The 21,980-nt window shown below is 53.9% G+C and carries 20 protein-coding genes and 1 pseudogene; 16 read left to right on the forward strand and 5 right to left on the reverse strand.

Annotation, left to right across the window (positions count from 1 at the left end; all coding sequences use genetic code 11):
* Window positions 1–119 precede the first annotated feature (119 nt).
* The 3 genes and pseudogenes from QQ992_RS21820 to QQ992_RS21830 all read left to right on the forward strand — a co-directional run bounded on the left by QQ992_RS21820 (window position 120) and on the right by QQ992_RS21830 (window position 2,026).
* On the forward strand, window positions 120–755 hold the full coding sequence (locus QQ992_RS21820; protein ID WP_286110992.1) for a scabin-related ADP-ribosyltransferase: 636 nt from the start codon (window positions 120–122) through the stop codon (window positions 753–755).
* 29 nt (window positions 756–784) lie between these two features.
* Window positions 785–1,481: pseudogene (locus tag QQ992_RS21825) on the forward strand (hypothetical protein); the annotation flags it as partial.
* Between the two features lie 80 nt (window positions 1,482–1,561).
* A complete protein-coding gene (locus QQ992_RS21830; protein WP_286110994.1) occupies window positions 1,562–2,026 on the forward strand; it encodes a DUF6392 family protein in 465 nt (154 codons plus the stop codon).
* Between the two features lie 33 nt (window positions 2,027–2,059).
* Here the strand turns inward: QQ992_RS21830 and QQ992_RS21835 are convergent, their stop codons facing one another.
* Both QQ992_RS21835 and QQ992_RS21840 read right to left on the reverse strand, forming a co-directional pair.
* The gene (locus tag QQ992_RS21835; RefSeq protein WP_286110995.1) at window positions 2,060–2,764 is read right to left on the reverse strand and encodes a hypothetical protein; all 705 of its coding nucleotides are present in this window, start codon (window positions 2,762–2,764) and stop codon (window positions 2,060–2,062) included.
* Window positions 2,765–3,162: 398 nt separating this feature from the next.
* Window positions 3,163–4,071 (reverse strand): site-specific integrase, encoded by a 909-nt coding sequence (locus tag QQ992_RS21840; protein WP_286110996.1) that lies wholly within the window; start codon window positions 4,069–4,071, stop codon window positions 3,163–3,165.
* 174 nt (window positions 4,072–4,245) lie between these two features.
* Between QQ992_RS21840 and QQ992_RS21845 the strand changes: the two genes are divergently transcribed.
* Together QQ992_RS21845 and QQ992_RS21850 are read left to right on the forward strand one after the other, a co-directional pair.
* Window positions 4,246–5,223 (forward strand): DNA-binding protein, encoded by a 978-nt coding sequence (locus QQ992_RS21845; protein WP_286110998.1) that lies wholly within the window; start codon window positions 4,246–4,248, stop codon window positions 5,221–5,223.
* 333 nt (window positions 5,224–5,556) lie between these two features.
* Entirely contained in the window at window positions 5,557–5,985 is a 429-nt protein-coding gene (locus tag QQ992_RS21850; protein WP_286111000.1) for a hypothetical protein, read from the forward strand.
* 90 nt (window positions 5,986–6,075) lie between these two features.
* Here the strand turns inward: QQ992_RS21850 and QQ992_RS21855 are convergent, their stop codons facing one another.
* The 3 genes from QQ992_RS21855 to QQ992_RS21870 all read right to left on the reverse strand — a co-directional run bounded on the left by QQ992_RS21855 (window position 6,076) and on the right by QQ992_RS21870 (window position 8,649).
* The gene (locus tag QQ992_RS21855) at window positions 6,076–6,234 is read right to left on the reverse strand and encodes a hypothetical protein (RefSeq protein WP_169725158.1); all 159 of its coding nucleotides are present in this window, start codon (window positions 6,232–6,234) and stop codon (window positions 6,076–6,078) included.
* A gap of 135 nt (window positions 6,235–6,369) precedes the next feature.
* Complete coding sequence (locus tag QQ992_RS21860; protein WP_286113989.1) at window positions 6,370–6,558, reverse strand: antitoxin Xre/MbcA/ParS toxin-binding domain-containing protein; 189 nt, start codon at window positions 6,556–6,558, stop codon at window positions 6,370–6,372.
* 1,212 nt (window positions 6,559–7,770) lie between these two features.
* Window positions 7,771–8,649, reverse strand: coding sequence for a hypothetical protein (locus tag QQ992_RS21870; protein WP_286111002.1), 879 nt, complete (start codon window positions 8,647–8,649; stop codon window positions 7,771–7,773).
* A gap of 399 nt (window positions 8,650–9,048) precedes the next feature.
* Between QQ992_RS21870 and QQ992_RS21875 the strand changes: the two genes are divergently transcribed.
* The 11 genes from QQ992_RS21875 (at window position 9,049) to QQ992_RS21925 (ending at window position 21,959) form a co-directional block, all read left to right on the forward strand.
* Window positions 9,049–9,717: a hypothetical protein gene (locus tag QQ992_RS21875; protein WP_286111003.1), complete on the forward strand. Its 669-nt coding sequence runs from the start codon at window positions 9,049–9,051 to the stop codon at window positions 9,715–9,717.
* Window positions 9,701–11,614 (forward strand): integrase catalytic domain-containing protein, encoded by a 1,914-nt coding sequence (locus QQ992_RS21880; RefSeq protein WP_286111004.1) that lies wholly within the window; start codon window positions 9,701–9,703, stop codon window positions 11,612–11,614. The genes QQ992_RS21875 and QQ992_RS21880 overlap by 17 nt, the downstream gene beginning before the upstream one ends.
* Window positions 11,615–11,618: 4 nt before the next feature.
* A complete protein-coding gene (locus QQ992_RS21885) occupies window positions 11,619–12,572 on the forward strand; it encodes a TniB family NTP-binding protein (protein WP_286111005.1) in 954 nt (317 codons plus the stop codon).
* The gene (locus tag QQ992_RS21890) at window positions 12,569–15,070 is read left to right on the forward strand and encodes a hypothetical protein (RefSeq protein ID WP_286111006.1); all 2,502 of its coding nucleotides are present in this window, start codon (window positions 12,569–12,571) and stop codon (window positions 15,068–15,070) included. The genes QQ992_RS21885 and QQ992_RS21890 overlap by 4 nt, the downstream gene beginning before the upstream one ends.
* Window positions 15,071–15,525: 455 nt before the next feature.
* A complete protein-coding gene (locus QQ992_RS21895; RefSeq protein ID WP_286111007.1) occupies window positions 15,526–15,855 on the forward strand; it encodes a BRO-N domain-containing protein in 330 nt (109 codons plus the stop codon).
* A gap of 342 nt (window positions 15,856–16,197) precedes the next feature.
* Window positions 16,198–16,461: a hypothetical protein gene (locus QQ992_RS21900; RefSeq protein WP_286111009.1), complete on the forward strand. Its 264-nt coding sequence runs from the start codon at window positions 16,198–16,200 to the stop codon at window positions 16,459–16,461.
* Window positions 16,448–17,182, forward strand: coding sequence for an ATPase (locus QQ992_RS21905; RefSeq protein WP_286111010.1), 735 nt, complete (start codon window positions 16,448–16,450; stop codon window positions 17,180–17,182). Before QQ992_RS21900 ends, QQ992_RS21905 begins: the two co-directional genes overlap by 14 nt.
* Window positions 17,183–17,737: 555 nt before the next feature.
* Window positions 17,738–18,976, forward strand: coding sequence for an OprD family porin (locus QQ992_RS21910; protein WP_286111011.1), 1,239 nt, complete (start codon window positions 17,738–17,740; stop codon window positions 18,974–18,976).
* 231 nt (window positions 18,977–19,207) lie between these two features.
* Complete coding sequence (locus tag QQ992_RS21915; protein ID WP_286111012.1) at window positions 19,208–20,014, forward strand: NAD-dependent epimerase/dehydratase family protein; 807 nt, start codon at window positions 19,208–19,210, stop codon at window positions 20,012–20,014.
* Between the two features lie 26 nt (window positions 20,015–20,040).
* Window positions 20,041–20,922, forward strand: a complete 882-nt coding sequence (locus QQ992_RS21920) for a glucurono-1,5-lactonase (protein WP_286111013.1) — start codon at window positions 20,041–20,043, stop codon at window positions 20,920–20,922.
* 65 nt (window positions 20,923–20,987) lie between these two features.
* Window positions 20,988–21,959, forward strand: coding sequence for a TRAP transporter substrate-binding protein (locus tag QQ992_RS21925; RefSeq protein ID WP_019098126.1), 972 nt, complete (start codon window positions 20,988–20,990; stop codon window positions 21,957–21,959).
* The last annotated feature ends 21 nt before the right edge of the window (window positions 21,960–21,980 follow it).

A 21,980-nucleotide genomic window follows, 5' to 3' on the forward strand; every position in this document is an offset into this window, starting at 1 on the left:
ACTGCAGCAATGGGTACTGCTCGCGACGACGGCAAGACTAACTACGGCGCAAGTTGCATAATTCTCAAATACTGAGAGCACACACAACCTGACCTCTTCCTTAAAGGGTATGAAAACGCATGAAGCGACTCGTTGAAAAATTAGAATCATCATTATCCGACGACGACACAACAGCCGCCCTGCAAGATATTATATATCACATAAATAATCACCCCTCCGAACTGGATAAGTTAAAACATGAACTTATTGCCAGGAGAGGCGTTGGAGGCTGCATAGCGCCTTTGTACGCAATCCTAAAAGATCTTGACTTCATCCCAAGCGTCACTGCTAAACAGAAACTTCCTGCCTGTGTTTATCGGGGAGAATCAAGAAACCCTTTTGAGATCTTGAAGGTTGGTGGTTTTAGACCTCTAGGCACCCAAAAAGGGGTAATAAGGCACAAGGCTTTCACCAGCGAAAGCATTTACATTAGTGCCACCAGATCTCTTCCCATTGCGATAGAGTTTGCGAGCCAGCACGGGTCAAAATGGGTCTATAAATTAAAGCCAGACAATGGCATCTGCGTTAACGACTTTCTGCACCCCGTTACACTTCATCAGGCTGAGATGGAGATCATTTTCCCGCACCATGTACCAGTAGAACAAATCCAGGGGGTTGCAATCGCTGACACATATAACTCTTTGGCCACACAATTTTTTACACTGGATCAAACCCAACAAATAAGAAAAGCCATGATAAATTATGGCATTCCATAACCTTGGTAAAGTGGCGATTGACTACCTTGCTCCCGGTCGGGATTTCGCCTGAGCAGTCCTCGGCCTGCCAGCGCTTGGCTGGAACACTGGCGACGATACTCCGCCAAGTCCTGGCACGCCGCGACACGACCCTATGGGTGTGGTGCTTCAGGTGCTGCGGGCATGGCCGGATTGGTATTTCCGGGCGGAGACCGTCAGACATCCACGCAGTCGTGACACGTTGGCCTACATGCCAGCGCTGTAAGGTGGCAATGAACTGATGCCAAAAGAGCAGGCGCTGTTGAACCTGTTCCTCGATGAGAAAGCGAAAGGCCGCATGGTCCTCACCGACGCCGTCTGCAGTGGGATACGCGATACGACGTCCAGGTTGAAAAAGGTCCTCCACCGCATCGACCACGGCGTCGACGTGTTGCTCACTAACCCGTAGCTGGTCAAGAACGGGCTGGGGACTTACCGACCATGGCGTTCCTGTAGACGGGGTACAACGTGCACACCCTGCAGCTGGCCGCGCGACGTTCGTGGAGGATCAGGCAACTGCACCCGCTGTGTCTGATGTTCTTCGGCTACGCCGGCAGCCCAGAAATTACCCGCCTGCAGTTGATGACGAAGAAGGTTGCTGCGGCACAAAGCACTTCGGGCAACGTGCCTGACTCGGGGCTCGACGCCCTGAACCAGGACGGTGATTCAGTTGAAATGGCGCTAGCTAGACCGCTGATCGCCGCATAGCATATGGCCACCTGCGGGTGGCCTTTTTTACCCGGGCGCAGTACAACTTGTATGAAATTGAGCCACCGATGGAAATACCAATGAAAGAACAACTTGAGTTACTGATCAACAATCTGGGAAAGTCCTATCATGATCTAGTGAAGCTTGGGCTGATTGAGAAATATTCGCTCCGTGAATCTCAATACGAGGATTGCGAATCGTTTGAAATTGAAAGCATCCCTGGTCTAGAACTTGTTTTTGAGCCAGTCGCATGTCGATTTGAGACTGTATACATCCGGCTCAGAGACGATACGGATTGTGACCTTCCCGTTTATTCCGCTCCGCTGCCAAATCCATTTAGCCTCATCACTAACAGAAGTGACGTTTGCAACCACCTGGGCATCCCCCTCGCCAGCTTCGAGGCCAAGCCAATTGAGGGACTGCCGGCCTACGACACGTTCCAGCTAGACCGCAACCTTCATTCTGCCGCCAGACTGTCTCTCCAGTACGGTGCCGACACGAAACTTAATACCATTGTTATTTCAGTATTCAACACTACGGTCTGAACCGCAGGCCACCGCGAGGTGGCCCTATTCAACCTAATGCTTGCCAGTGGCAACTTCGTTTTCCCGTCCGTAATAATCTTCACCCATGGCCTTTTCTTTCAACCAGTAATTTATCGTTTCGCCCACTGATACAGGCGTATGAGTTTCAAGCTCCCACATACCCACATCCCTCCACGCTTCGAAAGTCTGCTCACAAAGTCTATGGGTGACTTCCGCCAGAGGCATACTTGGATCGCACAACTCTTCCGCTGAGGTGCCTATGCCAAACCACTCATCAACACACAAAGAATCTGGAACTCCCTCAAACCTCCACCACCCATGATAATTTTCCGGAGTCCGGGATTGCCAACTTCTCTCATCTTTAGCTGTCCAGATCCCCTTCTCTTTCAAATTATCTCGACCTGCATTCATGTCCACAAAGAACATTTTCCATTCGTCCGGGCTAGACGTCTTCCAATCGAACCAGCATACATGTATATCGGACTGCCCCAAGCGCAGGACCGTCTCAATTACACTGGCCTTCGTGGGACCGAACACCCACTGATAGTCACGCATATAGTCAGGCTTATTTCCGTGCTCGATACCTTGACATGCATAGGGAAGCTGGTCTTTATTGGCCTTCCAAAACTGCTCCAAGCAGCTTAGTGTTGGCAGGTCAATTGCTATCGTTCCATTTTCAAGGACCAGCCCTTGGGCCAAGGGAATATCAACTGGATTAATCTTTTTCTGAGGTTTCATAAAGCTCACTGAGTAACTGAAATTAATATGTAACTACTGTAACGCCATTGGCAGAACTAATTGCGCACTCTGGCTTCGAACATTCCCCACTTCTTTGCTCACCGGGAACCATTGAAAATCGACTGCGGGTCCGCAGCCGGCCTGGACGATATCTGTCAGTCGCTCGAGACGAGCATCAGGATCAACCCATTCTGGGGCAATCTAAAGGCTGATAACCAACGGCTTTTGATCACGGATGTCCTCCCGGCCCAGGTCTGCTGCTGCCGTGATGATCACAAAACCGTCCTGCTCCTGGTGGGACGAACCCGCTGCGGACTTCCGCCAAGACTGCAAAATACAACAGTTCATCTTTGGTGGTCTTGATGTAGTCGAACTGCTTTCGCTTTGGATCGGCAGGGTCAACGTGCCCACTCCCCGAACGGCGCATCGCCTTCGACATACCGCGCAGCCGTCTGCACATCGCGCCACCCGACATAGTCCATCAGGGCTTTACTGCTCCATTGATTTTCACTCGCCCAGGTGGCAAAGCCTCTCCGCAGGGAGTGCGCCGAGTAACCTTGCGACTCTACACCGCTGCGCAGAAAAACCTGACGCAGCAACCGCGAAAGGCTGTTGGCGTTGAGCGCTTGCTCTCCGATATGCCCCCAACGATCGATTGAGCGAAACAGCGCGCCCTCGGTAAGCCCACTTTCATTCAACCACACCTCATAAGCTGCGACGGGGCACAAGCGCTTGAGTGCTGGAACTTTAACCACCCGGCCTTGGTTGCTGCGATCGGATTTACTACTCGGCAGGAACAGCTCCAAACCCTGCGCTTGACGCGATTTGATGTGCTCAATACGCAGCCGACTCAGCTCATCACCGCGAAACGCCCGCCAGAAGCCAAGCAAGATCAGCGCCTGGTCACGCGCAGCGCGCAACCTCACCACGCGTGCAGGGTTGGCAAGCTCAGATTCGAGTTGAGTGATGCAGCTTTCCAACTCCTTCAGCGCCAAGGCTTCGGCTTGTTTGACCGGCTGCGGGTGCAGTGCCCGGATGCCACGCAGCGTGTCGCGCACTCGCGTCGACTTGGTGGGGTCGGAAAAGCCTAATTGCTGATGCCACCGCGCCAAGGCGGCCAAGTGCACCCTCAGCGTGCTGCTGCTGAGTTGATCACCATAGTGCGTGAGGTAGCGCACGATGCTTTCGCTGGACGCGGGCAGCAATCCACCCCACTCCGCCTCGAAGTGCTCAATGGCTTGGGCATAGCGCCGCTCGGTACTGGCGCGACGCGCGGCCCGGAGATAACGCTCGGGCGAAGTGTCCACCAACGCCTCCTGCTGTACCCCTCATCCCGCCAAACAGCCACTAAAAAGCGCTATCACGTTCGAGAAACTTGGCTTCTCAAACGTCAGTCTGTCCGATTATTCGGATCGGATCAGGCATCTATACACGTGTACTTCCATACTGTTTGAACAGTACGAAAAAGTGAGAGCAACAGCATGGCCCGCGCCGGAATCAACAAAGCCCTCGTGCAGCGCGCCCGCGATGCCCTCCTCGCCCGTGGTCTGTCACCCAGTATCGAGGCCGTGCGAGCAGAACTCGGCCACACGGGCTCGAAGACCACCATCCTTCGCTACCTGCGTGAACTGGACGTAGCAGAACCCCATCCGCCACAGGTGAATCTGTCGGAAGAATTGCAGGCGCTGCTGCAGAGTCTAGCTGAGCGTTTGGCGAACGAAGCGCAGGCCACGGTCGCCGTCGATCGTGCCCGCCTGGAACGACAACAAGCGGCCTATCAGCAGCAGCGCGCGGTAGAGGGCGCGCGCCTCGAGCAGTTGCAGGTGGCACACACCGCAGAAATGGAAGCCCATCGGCAGTTGCGTCTGCGGGAAGTGCAGCTGACGGGTCAACTGCAATTGGCCGAAGGTGAGCGACGGCGTCTTGAAGAAGCGTGCCGGCAGCAGCTGCAGATGCTCGAGGAGCGAGCGACGACGATCCACTCGCTCGAGACCAAACACCAACAGGCGCGTGAATCCCTGGAGCACTTTCGCCACCAGCATCAGTTACAACGCCAGGAAGAACTGCAACGGCATGATCAGCAGTTGAGTCAGTTGCAAGCCGAGGTGCGGGGATTGCGTGAACAACTCGCTGTCCGCCAGGAAGAACTGACACAGCTCTACCGAGACCTGGAACGCTCGACCAGCACGCAGGGCTACCAGCAGCAACAGCTCCGTCAGCTCGAGCGGGAGTTGAACGCCGCGCAGCAGCACTTGGCGGCCGAGAAGCTGAACATGTACCAGGCGCATCAGCAGGCAGAAATCATGGCGAGTGAGATCACCTTGCTCCGCGAGAAGTCCAGGTCTTACCTCATCGCCCACCGTCATGACCAGCGCCTCCTGCGGGCGCAGGCGCAACAACTGGCACGCCTGCAGGGCGTGGTCGAGCCGGGGTCATCCGACAGTCCAATTCCTCAATGATGGATCAAACCTGGCGCGGAGTCGTCCCACCTCACGCGAGCGTCGCTGTGTACCTCAACGCATGCGGGGCAGGAAAGTTAAGAAAAAATGCAGAAAAACCTCAAAAATGAAGATTTTCATGGGCCACTTAAGAAAAAGCTGACGATAGGGCCTGTCTGAACAGAAAATTCCCGGATAGCCTCATCCACTCAAGCACTAAGCTAGCCTGCCACAGCAACCTGGCGATCCCGACTTACGACGCGGGGTCCTGCCCGCCCAGCACAAATTGTTGGACCCTTGGATCACATCGCAGAATTGAGGGGTAGGCAACCACTGATCACCAGACGGATATCCATGTCTATGCGCCCTACCCTTTCCCGAGAAACGGCCATGCTGGAAAAGGGCAAAGTACGTCTCCTGGGCAGCGGTGACTTCTTGACTGCCGAAGCGTTCGCAGTCCTGGCTCAGCTGAGCATGGAACAAGGTGCTCTTGAACTCATGGCGTGGAAACGGGCGGGAAGCATTTTTTCGCTGGCTCATGAAGACAAGGAATACTTTCCCCTCTATGCCTTTGACTCCGCTTCCGGCTTCCGCCCATTTTCGTCATTGACAGCCATCATCGCGACGCTCGGCCTCAGCAAGGCTGACTGGGCTATGGCGCTCTGGTTCGGCTCATCCAATAGCTACTTGGAAGGCCAGATGCCGAAGGATGTGATGATGGACGAGCAAGCGCGGGTATTGGATGCAGCCCGAAGTGAGGCGTACGGAGCGCTGCATGGGTGACAGATTGCCTGTACATTTCGCGTTAGCGTCGCCAACTCTGTGGGCATATCTGCCCATGAAGCCCTAAGCAATATTTTTTCGCCGGAAAACTCAACCAGCCAAGCGCCCTACTGGCTCCCAACTCCGGTCTTTAGAGGCGGCAATATCGATGAAGCGGCCCTGGCTACTGCGCTTGGCCAGCGCTTCGCGCGCTTCTGCTTGAAAGCGGGCGGCCATCAAGGGTTTGGGTTCCTGCTTGATCTGCCTCATAGACACCTCGTGTGTCGTGACCTTCGGGTGGATAGGATTGCTGGGCGGTGACGATGACAAGACGCGTCCTCACATCATACTGGACAGTAACAGTCCGGAGCACGCTAGGCGTGCAACTTAGAAGCCGGGTGGCGATCAATAAACACCGTAATCGAGCCGGACGAGGAGCTCCGCCAGCTCCGTATAACCGTTCTTGGTTTTCAACAGCATGCACGGCAGACGCCGGCCAAGTCCGATCGCCGGCTTGGTGAACCATGCTTCAGCCAGCTCACGATTTCCGAACACCTGCTCACCGGTTATCAAAATCTCATGGCGTCGTCTCATGAAGCAGTGATGGTTCAGACTCCAACACCTGTTAGGAAAAGGCGAGCTGAGTGCGAGAACTCTAAATGCCGTCATGCGCGGCTCCGGTTGGTGATTGCCCACAGGCGCTGCGGATGCCTCTGGTTTGTAACGGTATTCGTGAGGAGAGAATCGTCCCGCCCCAAACAATAACTGAGCGGTGAAAGACTCCACGAACGCCATCGCCTCCCTTTGCACGTACCGTTCGTAATGGGCGCGATATACAAGCGGTACAGTAGCGCGATTGCCTAAGCACAGGCTGACCAGCTCTGATAACACGTAGCCACGAACATCGTAACGGGCATCAGCGGCTCTGAGCACCGTTGCATAACAAGAGTGGAAAACGAGCTTTGCGCCAGGGGAGCTCTGAGAAGGTATTTGATCGCTAATCTTGCAATTCCTATGAGATCGTTGAGCAGCTACGGCAATGAAGACACCAACGGGTGGGCGATTGAGTCGTAGCGTGGCGCATTGATGAAACTGACGGAAGTATCCAGGCTGGAGAAAATCCGTCCAGCCCCGTGGCATCCTGGACTCAGTGAAGTTGTCCCTCGGCCAGCCTTTCAATGGGCGATAAAATTCAACTCATCCGGAGGCCTGCCCGCCATCGCTAGGAAGCGCCGGCCATTGACCTGTCGGGAGGGACCGGTTAGGTGTCTCGGCGCCGCTACAGGCCGGTCCCTTACTCCGGATCGGCTGCCGCGGTAATGCGCGTAGATATGTCCGAAAATGTCTGCAAAAAAATGTGTAGAAAACAGCCATGTTCAACCGATGAGAAAGCGAGGAAAGCCCCGCGTCATCTGATTCAGGGTGGATAGGAATTTATGCAGAAAAATGTGCAGAGTTGTTGACCCATCTCCGGATTTCGATACCGGCAAACGATGCCTCACGGGTACCACAAGCAGTCCTCCCACACCGTCCAGTCGATGAATCCTCTGCACGTGCCGGCACGAGACTACCATCCTGATATTTCGACTAGAGTACACATGTACTCCACGCCACTGACGCTTGGCATTTACGTCTGGGGCAGATGACAACTGACTCGTCCAGTAGATGGATCAACGCCAGAGCAAGCGGGAATATTGGCAGGGCCCGAAGTGTTGCTACTGGGCCGGTAGCCAGGCAAACAAAGGTTGACCGAGCTGAGCCTATCGCTCGGCGATCATTTTGTGATTTGGAGAATCTGATCCTTCTTCACATCGACAGCGTGACAACAAATCGTGCCCTTTTGACTAACGCCCGTTGCACTTCGATGGTTACCGCGGGCGGTTTCATGCCGTGCGGGAAGACCTCCGTGGATAGCAGCGTTTCCACCAACTCAGTGTGTTGCTGTTCAGCCAAAGACCAAAGCCAAAGCAGACATTCATCATCCCAACCGTCGACCCATCCGTTACTAATCAGCCGATCACCCAGTTTGATCTGCTTCACCAAGAGGCGCTCGAACCACCCAGCATCCGCCGGCCAAAACGCTATGTCACCCAGCTTGCCCTGGGCCTCTAGTGAATGAATTGCCTTCCAAAGCGGTACTGCCAGTTTTCTATGACCTGGTCGCACACACATCAAGCAGCAAAAAGCGGCAAAGGACTTACCTAACCATCGGCGCTGCATGAGGAACGTGCTCGATTTCGAGCGAAGGATCGCGAGCAGCGGAGCTAGCCGCTGCCAATGCGGGCAGCCAGAGAGTATTGCCAATGACTTCGAGCTGAAGCCTGCCAACTGCTTGCCATTCACGCGCACCGATTGCGCTAACTCTTCAGCGCGTGTGGGCAATAAATCTGGCTTGAGCAAGCTCCACAAGGAGGAATCGAAAACGCTGCGGAGGTCGGGAAAGCGCTCATACAAACTCACTCGAGCTGGTTCAGAGGCAACGGCGCCCTTGAATCGGCGTCGCCAAAGCTTGAGCAGTTCTAGAGGTGTTCCCGTTTGCGGGAGAACGGTGATGTCGTGGGCAGCTTCACAGGCTGCTACCGCTGCAGCACTGTCCTGACACCCATAGCATTCAGCCACCGAAACGGAAAAAGCGATGCCTCGAGCACGTCTGAGCTCGGGCAAATCCAACCGGCTATCCCTCATAACAAGAACTCCTTTCCAATGTCGCCCTAACCCATGAGGATCAAACGGATCGCATCTAAATGTAGTGTCGCAACAGAAAATGTAGCAGCACTACACATCAAGCCTTACCACTACATGACGGACTTGCGGCACTACAAAGGAGCGGTCATTGCCGTCCCTATTCACAAATGCAGAAGTTTTCGCATTTGTTAACCTATTGATTTTTCGAAAAACTGCCTACGTCAGAACAATAGATTTTATTCATATCATGGTCTGTCAAGGTGAACCGAGCTGGGTGAAAATGGAGTCAACGGGGATGCCTTCCCCGCTGACCCGCGTCAAGCCCACAGTCAGTGCCTGAGGCAGGGGAAGATCACAGTTTTGATTAGAGAGCCCAAAGCCCGTCTATACGGAGACTTTATGGAACTTGATCTGAAACGCCATCTGCCAGGCACGGTTACGATCACCGCGCGTGCTGAATTAACGACTGGTCAACACCATAGGCGAATCACCCACTTCCCATCGAATAAAAACAAGTCCGCTGTGGGCTGCACGGTACTGCAGCATTCAGATTTTTGTATTCACTTAGAATATGAACCCAGAGTCACAGGCTACTGCAGCCGGCCCGGAAAAATTCGCTTCGAAAAAACTAATCAGTGCTACAGCCCTGACTTCTGCGCCTTGTTCGACGAAGACCATATAGTCTTCTACGAACTATTGAAGCCTACAACTGTAATTCTTCAAGTAGAAAAAGATAGGCAGAGCGGGCTCCGCGCACTCTTTAGCGAAGCGGGGCTAAACCTGGAAATAATCATGCTCGCCAGCATTAGCCAATCCCCAAAAACTCTTAACCTTAGGCATCTTTACCATCACGCCCTGCATGGCACATCAGAAGGCGCGCGCCGGGTAGTTGCAACAATTAATAATTTCGCTTCTGATGAGGTATCAGTCCAGCATCTGCTCAGCAGTGGCCATCCGGCTAAAGACATTGCTTATTCAATTTTCTACCAGATGACCTCTGTCAATCTCAGCCAACCATTCAACCTCGATACCCGCCTGCGTAGTTCTCAACATGCGCGCTTTGATTGAAATTCGGGCGGGAGAGCGTTATCACTACTGCGGCAAAGATTACCAGGTAATGGAGGTTGACGGCGAACGCGCCCAACTACGTTCGATCTACGGCCCTGCTCAAGTTGTTTATCAATATGTCACCACGCTTCGTCGAGCCATTGACCAGGGCAAGATGATTAAACTGCAGGAAGCACCAATACAAACTGATCCCAACTTAATAATTTCCCGCCTACCCAAGAGGGAAGCTCGTGCTCTCGAAACTCGCACCGCCTATGTCGAAGCCTTCTTAGGAGACTGCGGGTGGGTCACACGCCGGACTCATCATGATTTTGTCGAAATCATGATCAAAAAAATCGGGCCTCATAAGGCTCCCAGTTATACTACTTTGTGGCAATGGAAACGGGCATTTTTAAATGCCGGTAGAAACTTTACCGCCTTAATACCTAACACTTTCAGGCCAATCAATAAGCACATTTCTCATCAACCCCTGGAAGTGCAGCAACTGATAAAGTCCAACATCGCCACACTTTTCTGGACCCCAACCCCCTTTACTAAAACAGCCCTAATCTCCAGCATTAGGTTGATGCTGAAAGCATTGAATGAACGCCGCCGGCTCACTGAGCAGTTTCGCGTTCCATCCATATCAACTCTTTATAGAATCATCAACGAGGTTAACGCTCACGAGACCATACTTCATCAGCGCGGCCGAAAAGCTGCCAAGAAAACTCATTACTGGGGCGCGCCGATACCTGAGCCTGCTCGGCTATTTGAGCGCGTAGAGGCCGACTCACGCCCCTTGGACGTCATAGTGGTGAATAAGCATGGCAAGCCAGTCGGAAAGCCTGTACTAACTGCCTTTATCGACGTTAAGACCCGCTATATTATCGCTTGGCTGATCTCATTTAATCCGGCGTCCTTGGACACTACCATCAATGTCCTACAGAGTTCGTTAAGCTCCAACAATCCGCGGGGTGGCTTGGCTGAACTATACATCTTTGATAACGGTGCCGAATTTATCGCTAAAACCCTGAGAAAACTTCTTCACTTCTTGGGCTCAGCGGTCACTTTTTGCGAGCAAGACGAACCGAATCAGAAACCGCATATCGAAGCTTTCTTTAAGACCTGGGCCTGTGAAATAGAGCACATGATGCGCGGCACGACCCACAAAAGTATTGAGGCGAGAGGTGACTACGACTCTGAAGGGCAAGCGATGTATACGCTCGAACAAATCCAAAGCATTTTCACCCAATGGCTTGATACGTATCATGCGGACAAACACAGTTCGTTGGAAATGTCCCCCGACGAAGCTTGGTCACAAGCCTTGGCTACCCAATTTCCGCCTCAGAGATTTTCGGACGAGGATCTACGTCGCTGTTTTTGGCGATCTGCCGAAGTAACGGGAAATCCAAGCGGACGGGTACGCCACCAGAACCTGCACTGGTATGGGCCTGCAGTTAGTTATTTAGCCACAAAGCAACCCCTAGTAAAGAAGCTTATCCTTTATTTTGATGCTGGCGACGTAAGCCAAGCCTGGATCTGCCACCCCAGCTATCCGCATGACATCCAGCCGCTAATCCCCATGCACCCTGAATACCAAAACGGTCTAACGCTGCATTTTCATCATGTGATCCGAGCGCAGCAAAAGGCTATCAGGAAGACGCAGTGTTATTGCAAAGCACTGGAGGCGCGAACACAACTACTCTGGAAGATTGCTAAGGCCAACAAAAAGGGCTACCAAACACTTTTGACAGCGCTAGAGGATGGGAAGTTGAGTACGCAGCAAGTGACAGAAATTTATGAGCAACCATCATTGCCATTGGACAACGTACTGCCTTGTCACGAATACAACACTGCAACTCCTGAAGACTTTACACTTTCAATAGGGGGCCGTCGAGATGGAGACCGCACGGATTAATTCAATGCTCAATGCATTCAAGCATTGTAGGGTTCACTTCCCAAGATTCAATGCTGCGCATTCGGTTCTACTGGATGCAATCGAGGATACGAAGGTATCAGAAGAACCTTATGGGGCAATATTGTGCGCCAGGACGGGCACAGGAAAAACAACGCTATGCTTTAGTGCTATGGAACAATACGTAGAAAGGTATGCAAGCATTGGCGAAGGTGGAGTCGACCTATGCAAGCCCGTCATCTACTTCGAAGTCCCTAGCGACGTGACCGTAAAGGGCATGCCGCGACAGATGTTAATCGCGCTAGGCATTAGCAAACCCAGAGGCAGTCTTGAGGAAATGACACAACAACTTGTAAGCCTCCTGAAACAACTACGTGTAGAGCTTGTATTCTTAGATGAAATCAACCGCCTTTGTATCGGCGCCGCCCAAAAAATACGCCCGCAAACTCTTGGTTGGATAGCATCTTTTACTACGAAACTAGGTAAGCCGGTGATTATTAGCGGCACCGAAGAATGTGTTGACATACGGTCGCATCTCGGCGCATTCGCGACACGCTTCCCATATCAAGTAACTTTGGAGTTTTTCACGTACAGTGACGATCCAAACTCAGAATACTTTCGCACATTGGAAAAGCTAAATGAGGCCCTTTTCACGGTCACAGGCCTTTCCAGTGACATTAATCTTCATGACCCTTCCATTGCTTTGGGCCTTTTTATAGCAACAGCTGGTAATCTTGGCTGGCTCAGGAAGATTCTCTTCGTTGCGCTGAAACGATGTCTTTTACGCGATGATGGCAAGGGTTTAAAGCTAACCGACCTGCATTATTCCTGTGAACACCTCAGTTTAGATACCAGGCTGTCATCTCGCAACCCCTTCGCAGCAGATCTAGTGAGCAATCTTCGACTTATAGAATCACAAGAGGTTCAAGAAAAGATAAAATCGTATCGGGTATCAGCATGAATGAAGTATTTTACTTGCCCTTCCCCTTGCCTGAGGAAAGCCCGACAAGCTTATTGAAACGATTCGCTTTAAAACACGGCTGCATTACACGCGCTCAATTTTCGAGTCTCGGCATCCCATTATCTATGTTTAACGCACTCAGCCGCAATGGGGAACCGGCAGTATGGCTCGGCGACAGATCAGGCGATTATAAAGATAAAGTATTATCAGGATTTTATGCCCCTTTAACTACGTTTCGATCAAATAGGCAACACTCCGTCAACAACCTTCTGATCAAGAACTCGATGATACGCTGGTCGGCACGAGGATTGTGTTCCGACTGCTGGCATGAAGGCATGGAGCACTTTCTTAAGGACATTCGATTTTGTTTCCATTGCCCACTGCACAGCAGAACCTATTTATTTAATTGCCCACATTGCAGCGCTCTCATCTCGTGGTTTGATGCACTGACGCTACACTGCAGAGCCTGCAAGAATGAATTGATCTCTCCACCATGCACTATCGAGGATACAAATCCAGAACAGAAATTACTTAACTGGTTTCGTGAGTCAAAGCAAGAAAATATTGAGTTGCTAGAGCATGCATTCCACGCTCTAAATTACACTTATCCTGTTTCGAACAGTGACCCTGACAGGGCTACGCTCCTTGTTGCAGTGGCGATTGTTGAAAATGACCAAAAAACCCTGAGTGAATTTCTTAACACCCTTCACTCCTGCCATCCGCATTTGGAACGCCGCATCATTGCGGCGGCATTATCGAGTGTAGAAACTGAAGCTTCTAGAAAGGTGGTTGAATCGTTCTTGGATAACAAAGACGCAGGCCATCCCGCTATCTCTGGTTCATCCAGCACATCTCACATACAACCAGGAAAAACGTTTTCCTTGGCTAGAACACAAGTCAGGAAACTCTTAAACCTACCTCAAAGTGTGCTGCTAGCCCTCTACAAAGAAACTCAGCACATTTGGAAAAGCGTTGGTCGCCAACGTATGATTCCTGAAAACCTTATCCTTGAGCTGATAGAAAAATCCGATGAATTCAGAAATCGCCCAATCAAGAAGCCAGAAACAAAAGGATTGACTCTAGGGTCTACAGCGCAACGACTCGGTGTAACTAGGCATAGGCTTAATCGAATCATCCAAGAGGGTCTGCTTGAGGTTACAGTTCATGGTGACAATTCCTATAGCGTCAACGAGCGTCAGATTCGAAATTTTGAAAATAGGTACGAAACCTTAGCGCAGTTCTGCTCAAGAACTAACACGGATAGAAATTCAGTGATATTGGCTATGCAGGCCCTCGATATAATTCCCCCTCCAGCCCAGCAATTCACTTATGCGGTCCCTCTAGAGCGCTCTGTTACCGATCGGCTCGGTGCATATCTGGAAGCACGAGTGCCGCATGAGAAGCACCCAAGAGCTCAAAGAGCTCAACTGGAGTTTATTGATGAGGCAGAAATCGATAAGTATTGCTGTTCGCAGAAAGCCTCAGAGCTGTCAAATCTCTCACCTTGCACAATCGCTAAGCTTATTAGAGATGGTTGGCTCATCGCTCGACGAAGAAAACGGAGGGGTAACTCTTTATACTTGCTAAAAACGGATGTTGAGGCAGCAAAATATGATTTCTTAAAAGCGGAAGAATTCGCAAAAATTATTGGAACCGTCCATAACTTAGCAACCAAGCTGCTTATAAGCCTGGGATTGAAGCCGTTAGCAGGTCCATTTACTGGCTGCGGTGACACTACAATATTTCACCGTAAAGACATTGAAGAAATAGTCCGCAAAAACTCAAGCCACAATAATGAAACGATGACAATCCTTGAAGCCAGCAGCTACCTTGAGCTTTCGGTAAGCACTGTAACAACATTATTGACAACTCGTGAGATATCTGCTGATTGCAATGGTGCGCCAAGCAACTTATTCATCGACAAATCGAAGGCAGATGAATTTCTAATCAATCATATCAGTGCCACCGAAGCCTCCAAAATGATTGGTATCAGCCCTTCAAAAATACAAACATTTTTAAAAAATAGAAATATATTACCGACACATAAAAACCCCAACGAAGCGTCTGAAACTTTTTTTCTTCTCAGGAATCTTCAACAGCTAGGCTTCAAGCTCGTTACCAACAGTTCGAACGAAACATATCTAGATGGTTTCGTATCACTGCCAGATGCATGCAATAAGCTTAAGATTTCCCTTCCAGATTTTACCAAGAATTTCACCAAGACGGGGTACGTGAACACCATCCGCGCAATGAACAAGGATTGGATCTCTCATGAAGATCACAACAAGGTTAGCCAGTTTCTGAAAGCCTACTGCACTTTAGCCATGGCAGATTCACGCGCAGGTGCAAAAGGGCGCTTTAAATATCTCATAGACATAGGTGCAATACGCATCGCAACCAAGCTTCCGCCCCAATTAGCGGGTGGGATATTCATCAGCAAACGGGCAGTCGCAATTCAAATCAAGCGTTTTGAATCGTCACCCGGTAGGCGTCATTAATATGACAGCCTACACTTCAAAAACTTACCTTCCAGGGCTGTAGTTAATTTAGGTCCAATCGACTGCCTTTGTAGACATCAATATAGTCTGCGAGAGGAGCGCACTCAATCATTCGGCCCACCACAAATCCCTGTGCTACAGAAGCGGTCGCAATCGCCCAGAGAGCAGGTCACCTTTTTGGCGCTTGCATAGTCTATAGACGTCCACCTGCGCTAGCGTCTGAGCGATCAGAACTCGAACCTAGGCGCCCTTGATAACATCAATACGATTGCCAGTGACTAAAATTCTTCTGGTTCAATTTTTTTGATATTTTTGTTCGGTCCGCGCTGAAAAAAACTATATTTATCAATGCCTATCATTCGGAAGTCAGTGAAAAATAAGGCCGGGCTGAAGCATCGAGAAGGCTGCCGATTGGCAGCCTTTTTTATTTTTATGGCAAGTACCAGGAGACCACCATGGTCAGCGAGTCCGGGGCCTATACCTTGTTGGCGCATCACCATGTGCCGGAGAACCGCCATTTGCGCTGGTGGCTGACGCATGAGGTGGTGGCGGTGCTGCGTGATGCTCAGGCTGATGGGGTGGACGATGCGCCGCGGCTGGGGCAGATGTGCTGGCCTGGTGGGCGGAGCGCTACGTTGCTGTATTGGCAGAGTGAGCCTTGGGTGAGGATGCGGGATATGCCGGTGGTGCTGGCCGGGGAAGTCGAGCTGCCGGGGCCGGTGGAGAAGCGCAAATTGAGTTGGCGGGAGTGTGCGCAGCGGGCGCTGCGGATGCATGGGGTTTAGCGGGCCATTTTTTTGCCTGTAAGGGCCCCTTCGCGGGCGAACCCGCTCCCACACCGAACTCGGATGCCTGGACTGATTCCGTTAGCCTGAACAGCGTTTGCGAGCTCTGCTACTACGCGGCTCCGGCTATTGCAGAACCAGTGGGAGCGGGATCAGTCTACTGCCAGTCAGTGAGCCAATTGGGGTCGCTTTACGGCCCTTCGCGGGCAAGCCGTACTGCTTTTGTAGGATCTTGATTCAACACTGCCAGCAAAAACCACACTCGCGGCCTTCTGGTTACCTGCCTGGGCTATTACACTGATGTGTATTCAATCCACGCGTGTGATCGAACCAGGAAAAGCTATGGCAACCTTGCGCGAAAACCAGCTTAGCGACGAGGCTATCGAGAATCTGGAGAACCAGATCCCAGAGATGGCCGCTGCTGCTACACGCCTTGCGTATTTCCGGGCTGTTGCAGCGGGGCATACAGTTGTCACCGTCGACAACAACCACATCATCGCAACCCACGCTGATGGCCATGTTGAAGTGCTTGCAGAAACCAAACCGGGCCTGAAGGTGAAGACCGGACAGCGCTTCACCGTGCGCAAGCTCAGTGGGCGCGCCTAAGCTTCGCGTTTTTGCCGGACCTAATGGGTCTGGCAAAAGCACCATAAAGGACCAGATTCCTGCTCGGCTGGTCAACCTTTACGTCAATGCTGATGAGCTTGAAAAGTCTGCCAAAACGACAGGGCTCATCGACCTGAGTGATTATGGCCTTGAGCTGACCGAACAGGCATTACAGGCGTATCTCACCCAGCATCCATTGATCATAAGGGCAGGCCTGCAGGAGAGCACAGGCCGGCTAACACTCGTAGGCCAAAAAATCGACCTCCGAGGCGTGGATATAAATTCCTACCACGCTGCCGTCATTGCAGACCTCATCCGACATCAATTGCTCGAACGCAGAATCAGCTTCACGTTCGAGACAGTAATGTCTTCTTCGGAGAAGGTTCGATTCATGGAGATGGCCCAGCAGATGGGCTACCGAACCTACCTGTATTTCGTTGCCACCGATTCACCGCAGATCAATATTCTTCGGGTAGCAAACCGGGTCGATGATGGCGGGCATGACGTCCCGAGAGACAAAATTACCCAGCGCTATGCCCGTACACTCTCACTGCTCCCCGAGGCCATTTCCGCGGCGAATCGGGCTTATATTTTCGATAACTCCGGAGATGAGTCGGTCTTTCTCGCAGAGATTACTGATGGCGCCACGTTGGAGTTTCATCAGGACGACATGCCAGATTGGTTCATCAATGCCTACCTGAGCCGGGTTTGGGAATTTTGATGAACTGGCTGAAGGAAAGAGGAGTGCGACGGCACAGCTTCTGCTTTCTTGCATGAACTGCTGGAGCTAGGGAGCGCTCGATCTCATCCGGTCAGTCGCTCCGCAAAAGAAGAGGCCCCGCCCACGCCAACAATAGGGGTACGGCACAGCTGTTGGGATAGTGGCTGGGGCTACCTTGGTCGTAGTATGTCTCTAGAACGCTCACAGTAGAGCTTCTACAGCCCGATTTTTGCCATGTCCCCCCTAATTTGCTCAGCCATCAAGCGTTGACAGCCCACCTTACCCTTGCTAATAATCGCCAACAGTTGTACGACAACACATAACAAAAACAACAATCAGTGGACGAACTCATGTCGACACCCATCCCGAGACACCCACGTCTGTTGCACACCCCTCTTCCCCCGGCCTGCCTGCGTACGCCCGTCAGTACCTAGCACCCGGTTACCGCGCACTCACCCCTGGCCCTGACCGGCCCGTTACCTACCCGCCCCTGCCGAAGGCCGCTTGCGCGTGCCCGGTGGACGGGCTGCCATACCCTTCGGGAGCACAACAATAATGAAAATCTGCCACACCCTGCCCTTCGCCCTGGTTGGCGCCGGGGTCATCGCCGGCCTGCCGGGTACCAGCCTGGCTGCGGGTTTTGTCGAGGACAGCAAGGCCACCCTCGGGCTGCGCAACTTCTACATCAACCGTAACTTCACCAACCCCAGCAACGCTCAGAGCAAGGCCGAGGAATGGACGCAAAGCTTCATTCTCGATGCCCGCTCGGGGTTCACCGAAGGGCCGGTCGGGTTCGGCGTGGATGTGCTGGGGCTGTGGTCGGTCAAGCTCGACGGCGGCGGCGGCACCTATGGCACAGCGTTGCTGCCGCGCCATGACGATGGCAAGCCAGCGGATGATTACGGGCGGTTGGCAGTCGCTGGCAAGGCGCGCATTTCCAAGACCGAGCTGAAGATTGGCGAGTGGATGCCGGTGCTGCCGATCCTGCGTTCGGACGACGGGCGCTCGTTGCCGCAGACGTTCCGTGGCGGGCAAATCACCTCTAACGAGATTGCCGGGCTGACCCTGTACGGCGGCCAGTTCCGCGGCAACAGCCCGCGCAACGACGCCAGTATGGAAGACATGAGCTACGGCGGTGGCGTGTCGGACCGCTTCAACTTTGTGGGTGGCGAGTACAAGTTCAACCAGGACCGCACGCTGGTGGGGCTGTGGAATGCGGTGCTGAAGGATGTGTACCAGCAGCAGTACCTGCAACTGAGCCACAGCCAGCCGGTGGGCAACTGGACCTTGGGCGCCAACCTGGGCTACTTCCATGGCGATGAGGATGGCTCCGAGCGCGCCGGGCAACTGGACAACAAGACCTACTCGGGGATGTTCTCGGCCAAGTACGGCGGCAACACCTTCTGGGTGGGCCTGCAGAAAGTCGATGGCGATACCTGGATGCGGGTCAATGGCACCAGTGGCGGGACCTTGGCCAACGACAGCTACAACTCCAGCTTCGACAATGCCAACGAACGCTCGTGGCAGGTGAGGCATGACTTCAACTTCGTCACCGTCGGAGTGCCGGGGTTGACCTTGATGAACCGGTATATCAGCGGGCGTGATGTGCATACCGGGTCGGTGACCGATGGCAAGGAGTGGGTGCGCGAGACGGAGCTGGCGTATGTGATCCAGAGCGGGGCGTTCAAGGATTTGAGTGTGAAGTGGCGTAACTCGTCGATTCGGCGGGATTACAGCAATAACGAGTTTGATGAGAACCGGTTGATCTTTAACTATCCGTTGTCGCTGCTTTAACCGGAACATTGGTGCTGCCTTTATTGGGGCCGCTTTGCGGCCCATCGCAGGCAAGCCAGCTCCTACACCGACCGCGCTGACTTCAAGGCATGTGCAGTACCTGTGAGAGCTGGCTTGCCGGCGATGAGGCCGGTAAAAGCCATACAAGTCTCATTGACAACACCCAAACCCACCGCCAATAATCAGCTTAGTCATACGACAACCTACAACAATTAACAACAAGAGCCGGCCATGACCCCTACTCCCCTCAATCGCCTGCTGCTCACTGGAGCCGCAGGCGGCCTGGGCAAGGTCCTTCGCGAACGCCTGCAAGGCTACGCCGAGGTCCTGCGCCTTTCCGACATCAGCCCCATGACACCTGCTGCAGGCCCGCATGAAGAAGTGATCACCTGCGACCTGGCCGACAAGGCGGCGGTACATGCCTTGGTCGAAGGCGTTGACGCCATCATCCACTTCGGCGGCGTGTCCACCGAGCATTCCTTCGAAGACATCCTCGGCCCCAACATCTGCGGCGTGTTCCATGTCTACGAGGCAGCACGTAAGCATGGGGTGAAGCGCATCATCTTCGCCAGCTCCAACCACACCATCGGTTTCTATCGCCAGGATGAGCGCATCGACGCCCACTCCCCGCGCCGCCCCGACAGCTACTACGGGCTGTCCAAGTGCTACGGCGAGGATGTGGCCAGCTTCTACTTCGACCGCTACGGCATCGAGACCGTCAGCATCCGTATTGGCTCGTCGTTCCCGCAACCACAGAACCCACGCATGCTCTGCACCTGGCTGAGCTATGACGACCTGGTGCAACTGATCGAGCGCGGGCTGTTCACGCCCGACGTTGGCCACACCATCGTCTACGGCGCCTCCGACAACCGCACCGTGTGGTGGGACAACCGCCATGCCGAGCACCTGGGCTATGTGCCCAAGGACAGCTCCGAAGCCTTCCGCGCCGCCGTCGAAGCCCAGCCGGCGCCCGCCGCCGATGACCCGAGCATGGTCTACCAGGGCGGCGCCTTCGCCGTGGCCGGCCCGTTCAACTGACCCCACGCACGCCAGGAGGCACGGCCATGAACTGCGAACTGATCGTCGACGCCCGCAACGGCACTGGCGAAAGCCCCGTGTGGCACGCCGCTGAACAGGCCCTGTACTGGGTCGATATTCCCGCTCGCCAACTGCACCGCTGGCAGGCGGCCGATGGCAAGCACCAGGTCTGGCAGGGCGACGAGATGCTGGCCTGCATCGCCCGCAGCGGCCAAGGTTGGGTTGCCGGCATGGAAAGCGGCATCTTCCAGCTTCAGGCCAAGGCCGACGGCAGCCTGGACAGCCGGCTGCTCAGCAGCGTGGCACATGCCCAGGCAGGCATGCGTTTCAACGATGGCCGCTGTGATCGCCAGGGCCGCTTCTGGGCCGGCACCATGCTGCTGGACATGCAGCAAGGTGCCCACGTGGGCGCGCTGTACCGGCATGACGGCGAAGGCCAGTTGCACCTGCAGCAGGACGGCATGATCGTGCCCAACGGCCTGGCCTTCAGCCCCGACGGCACACGCATGTACCTCTCCGACTCGCACCCCAACGTGCAGAAAGTCTGGGCCTTCGACTACGACACCGACAGCGGCACGCCGCGCAACAAGCGACTGTTCGTCGACATGCGCGGCTACCCCGGCCGCCCCGACGGCGCGGCTATCGACCAGGACGGCTGCTACTGGATCTGCGGCAACGATGCCGGGCAGATCCACCGTTTCACCCCCGATGGCCGCCTGGACCGCTCGCTCAACGTGCCGGTGAAAAAGCCCGCGATGTGCGCCTTCGGCGGCGCCAACCTGGACACCCTTTACGTCACCTCGATCCGCCCTGCGGGCATCGACCTCAGCGACCAGCCGCTGGCTGGCGGGGTATTTGCCCTCAACCCTGGCACCAAAGGCCTGGAGGAGCCTGCCTACCGGGGCTGAGCCCCACCTGCCACACCCACACTTGCACGTACGAAACCAGATAATAAAAACCACGGAGTTTCATCATGACGTTCAAACGCAAGCTGCTTCTTGCCGTACTCCCCTTCGCCTTCAGCGTGGCCATGCCCGCCTCGGCACTGGACATCAAGTTCGCCGAAATCCACCCGGCCGGCTATCCCACCGTGGTGGCCGAGCAGAACATGGGCAAGAAACTTGAAGCAGCCAGCAATGGCGACATCACCTTCAAGATGTTCGCCGGTGGCGTGCTGGGCTCGGAAAAGGAAGTGATCGAACAGGCGCAGATCGGTGCCGTGCAGATGACCCGCGTCAGCCTGGGGATCGTCGGCCCGGTGGTGCCGGATGTGAACGTGTTCAACATGCCGTTCGTGTTCCGCGACCATGAGCACATGCGCAAGATCATCGACGGAGACATCGGCCAGGAGATCCTCGACAAGATCACCAACTCCGACTTCAACCTGGTGGCCCTGGCCTGGATGGATGGCGGCTCGCGCAGCATCTACACCAAGAAGCCCGTACGCAGCCTTGAAGACCTCAAGGGCATGAAGATTCGCGTGCAAGGCAACCCGCTGTTCATCGACATGATGAACGCCATGGGCGGCAACGGCATCGCCATGGACACCGGGGAAATCTTCAGCGCCCTGCAAACCGGCGTGATCGATGGCGCCGAGAACAACCCGCCGACCCTGCTCGAACACAACCACTATCAGAACGCCAAGTACTACACCTTGACCGGCCACCTGATCCTGCCGGAGCCGGTGGTGATGTCCAAGACCACCTGGAACAAGCTCACCCCCGAGCAGCAGGCGCTGGTGAAAAAGGTCGCGCGTGAGGCGCAGATGGAAGAGCGCGCGCTGTGGGACGCCAAGTCCGCCGCCAGTGAAGAGAAGCTGAAGGCCGCCGGTGTCGAGTTCATCACCGTCGACAAGAAGCCGTTCTACGACGCCACCGCCTCGGTGCGTGAAAAATACGGCGCGCAGTACGCCGACCTGATGAAGCGCATCGACGCCGTCCAGTAACAGCGGCCCCTTTTCTGAACG

This window comes from Pseudomonas kurunegalensis (genome assembly GCF_030291635.1).
GTDB lineage: Bacteria > Pseudomonadota > Gammaproteobacteria > Pseudomonadales > Pseudomonadaceae > Aquipseudomonas > Aquipseudomonas monteilii.

What these genes read in the sequence shown, in the direction of transcription:
- QQ992_RS21820 (WP_286110992.1), top strand. Translation starts at nt 120, where the DNA reads ATGAAGCGACTCGTTGAAAAATTAGAATCATCATTATCCGACGACGAC.
- QQ992_RS21830 (WP_286110994.1), top strand. Translation starts at nt 1,562, where the DNA reads ATGAAAGAACAACTTGAGTTACTGATCAACAATCTGGGAAAGTCCTAT.
- QQ992_RS21835 (WP_286110995.1), bottom strand. Translation starts at nt 2,764, where the DNA reads ATGAAACCTCAGAAAAAGATTAATCCAGTTGATATTCCCTTGGCCCAA.
- QQ992_RS21845 (WP_286110998.1), top strand. Translation starts at nt 4,246, where the DNA reads ATGGCCCGCGCCGGAATCAACAAAGCCCTCGTGCAGCGCGCCCGCGAT.
- QQ992_RS21850 (WP_286111000.1), top strand. Translation starts at nt 5,557, where the DNA reads ATGTCTATGCGCCCTACCCTTTCCCGAGAAACGGCCATGCTGGAAAAG.
- QQ992_RS21855 (WP_169725158.1), bottom strand. Translation starts at nt 6,234, where the DNA reads ATGAGGCAGATCAAGCAGGAACCCAAACCCTTGATGGCCGCCCGCTTT.
- QQ992_RS21860 (WP_286113989.1), bottom strand. Translation starts at nt 6,558, where the DNA reads ATGAGACGACGCCATGAGATTTTGATAACCGGTGAGCAGGTGTTCGGA.
- QQ992_RS21870 (WP_286111002.1), bottom strand. Translation starts at nt 8,649, where the DNA reads ATGAGGGATAGCCGGTTGGATTTGCCCGAGCTCAGACGTGCTCGAGGC.
- QQ992_RS21875 (WP_286111003.1), top strand. Translation starts at nt 9,049, where the DNA reads ATGGAACTTGATCTGAAACGCCATCTGCCAGGCACGGTTACGATCACC.
- QQ992_RS21880 (WP_286111004.1), top strand. Translation starts at nt 9,701, where the DNA reads ATGCGCGCTTTGATTGAAATTCGGGCGGGAGAGCGTTATCACTACTGC.
- QQ992_RS21885 (WP_286111005.1), top strand. Translation starts at nt 11,619, where the DNA reads ATGCTCAATGCATTCAAGCATTGTAGGGTTCACTTCCCAAGATTCAAT.
- QQ992_RS21890 (WP_286111006.1), top strand. Translation starts at nt 12,569, where the DNA reads ATGAATGAAGTATTTTACTTGCCCTTCCCCTTGCCTGAGGAAAGCCCG.
- QQ992_RS21895 (WP_286111007.1), top strand. Translation starts at nt 15,526, where the DNA reads ATGGTCAGCGAGTCCGGGGCCTATACCTTGTTGGCGCATCACCATGTG.
- QQ992_RS21900 (WP_286111009.1), top strand. Translation starts at nt 16,198, where the DNA reads ATGGCAACCTTGCGCGAAAACCAGCTTAGCGACGAGGCTATCGAGAAT.
- QQ992_RS21910 (WP_286111011.1), top strand. Translation starts at nt 17,738, where the DNA reads ATGAAAATCTGCCACACCCTGCCCTTCGCCCTGGTTGGCGCCGGGGTC.
- QQ992_RS21915 (WP_286111012.1), top strand. Translation starts at nt 19,208, where the DNA reads ATGACCCCTACTCCCCTCAATCGCCTGCTGCTCACTGGAGCCGCAGGC.
- QQ992_RS21920 (WP_286111013.1), top strand. Translation starts at nt 20,041, where the DNA reads ATGAACTGCGAACTGATCGTCGACGCCCGCAACGGCACTGGCGAAAGC.
- QQ992_RS21925 (WP_019098126.1), top strand. Translation starts at nt 20,988, where the DNA reads ATGACGTTCAAACGCAAGCTGCTTCTTGCCGTACTCCCCTTCGCCTTC.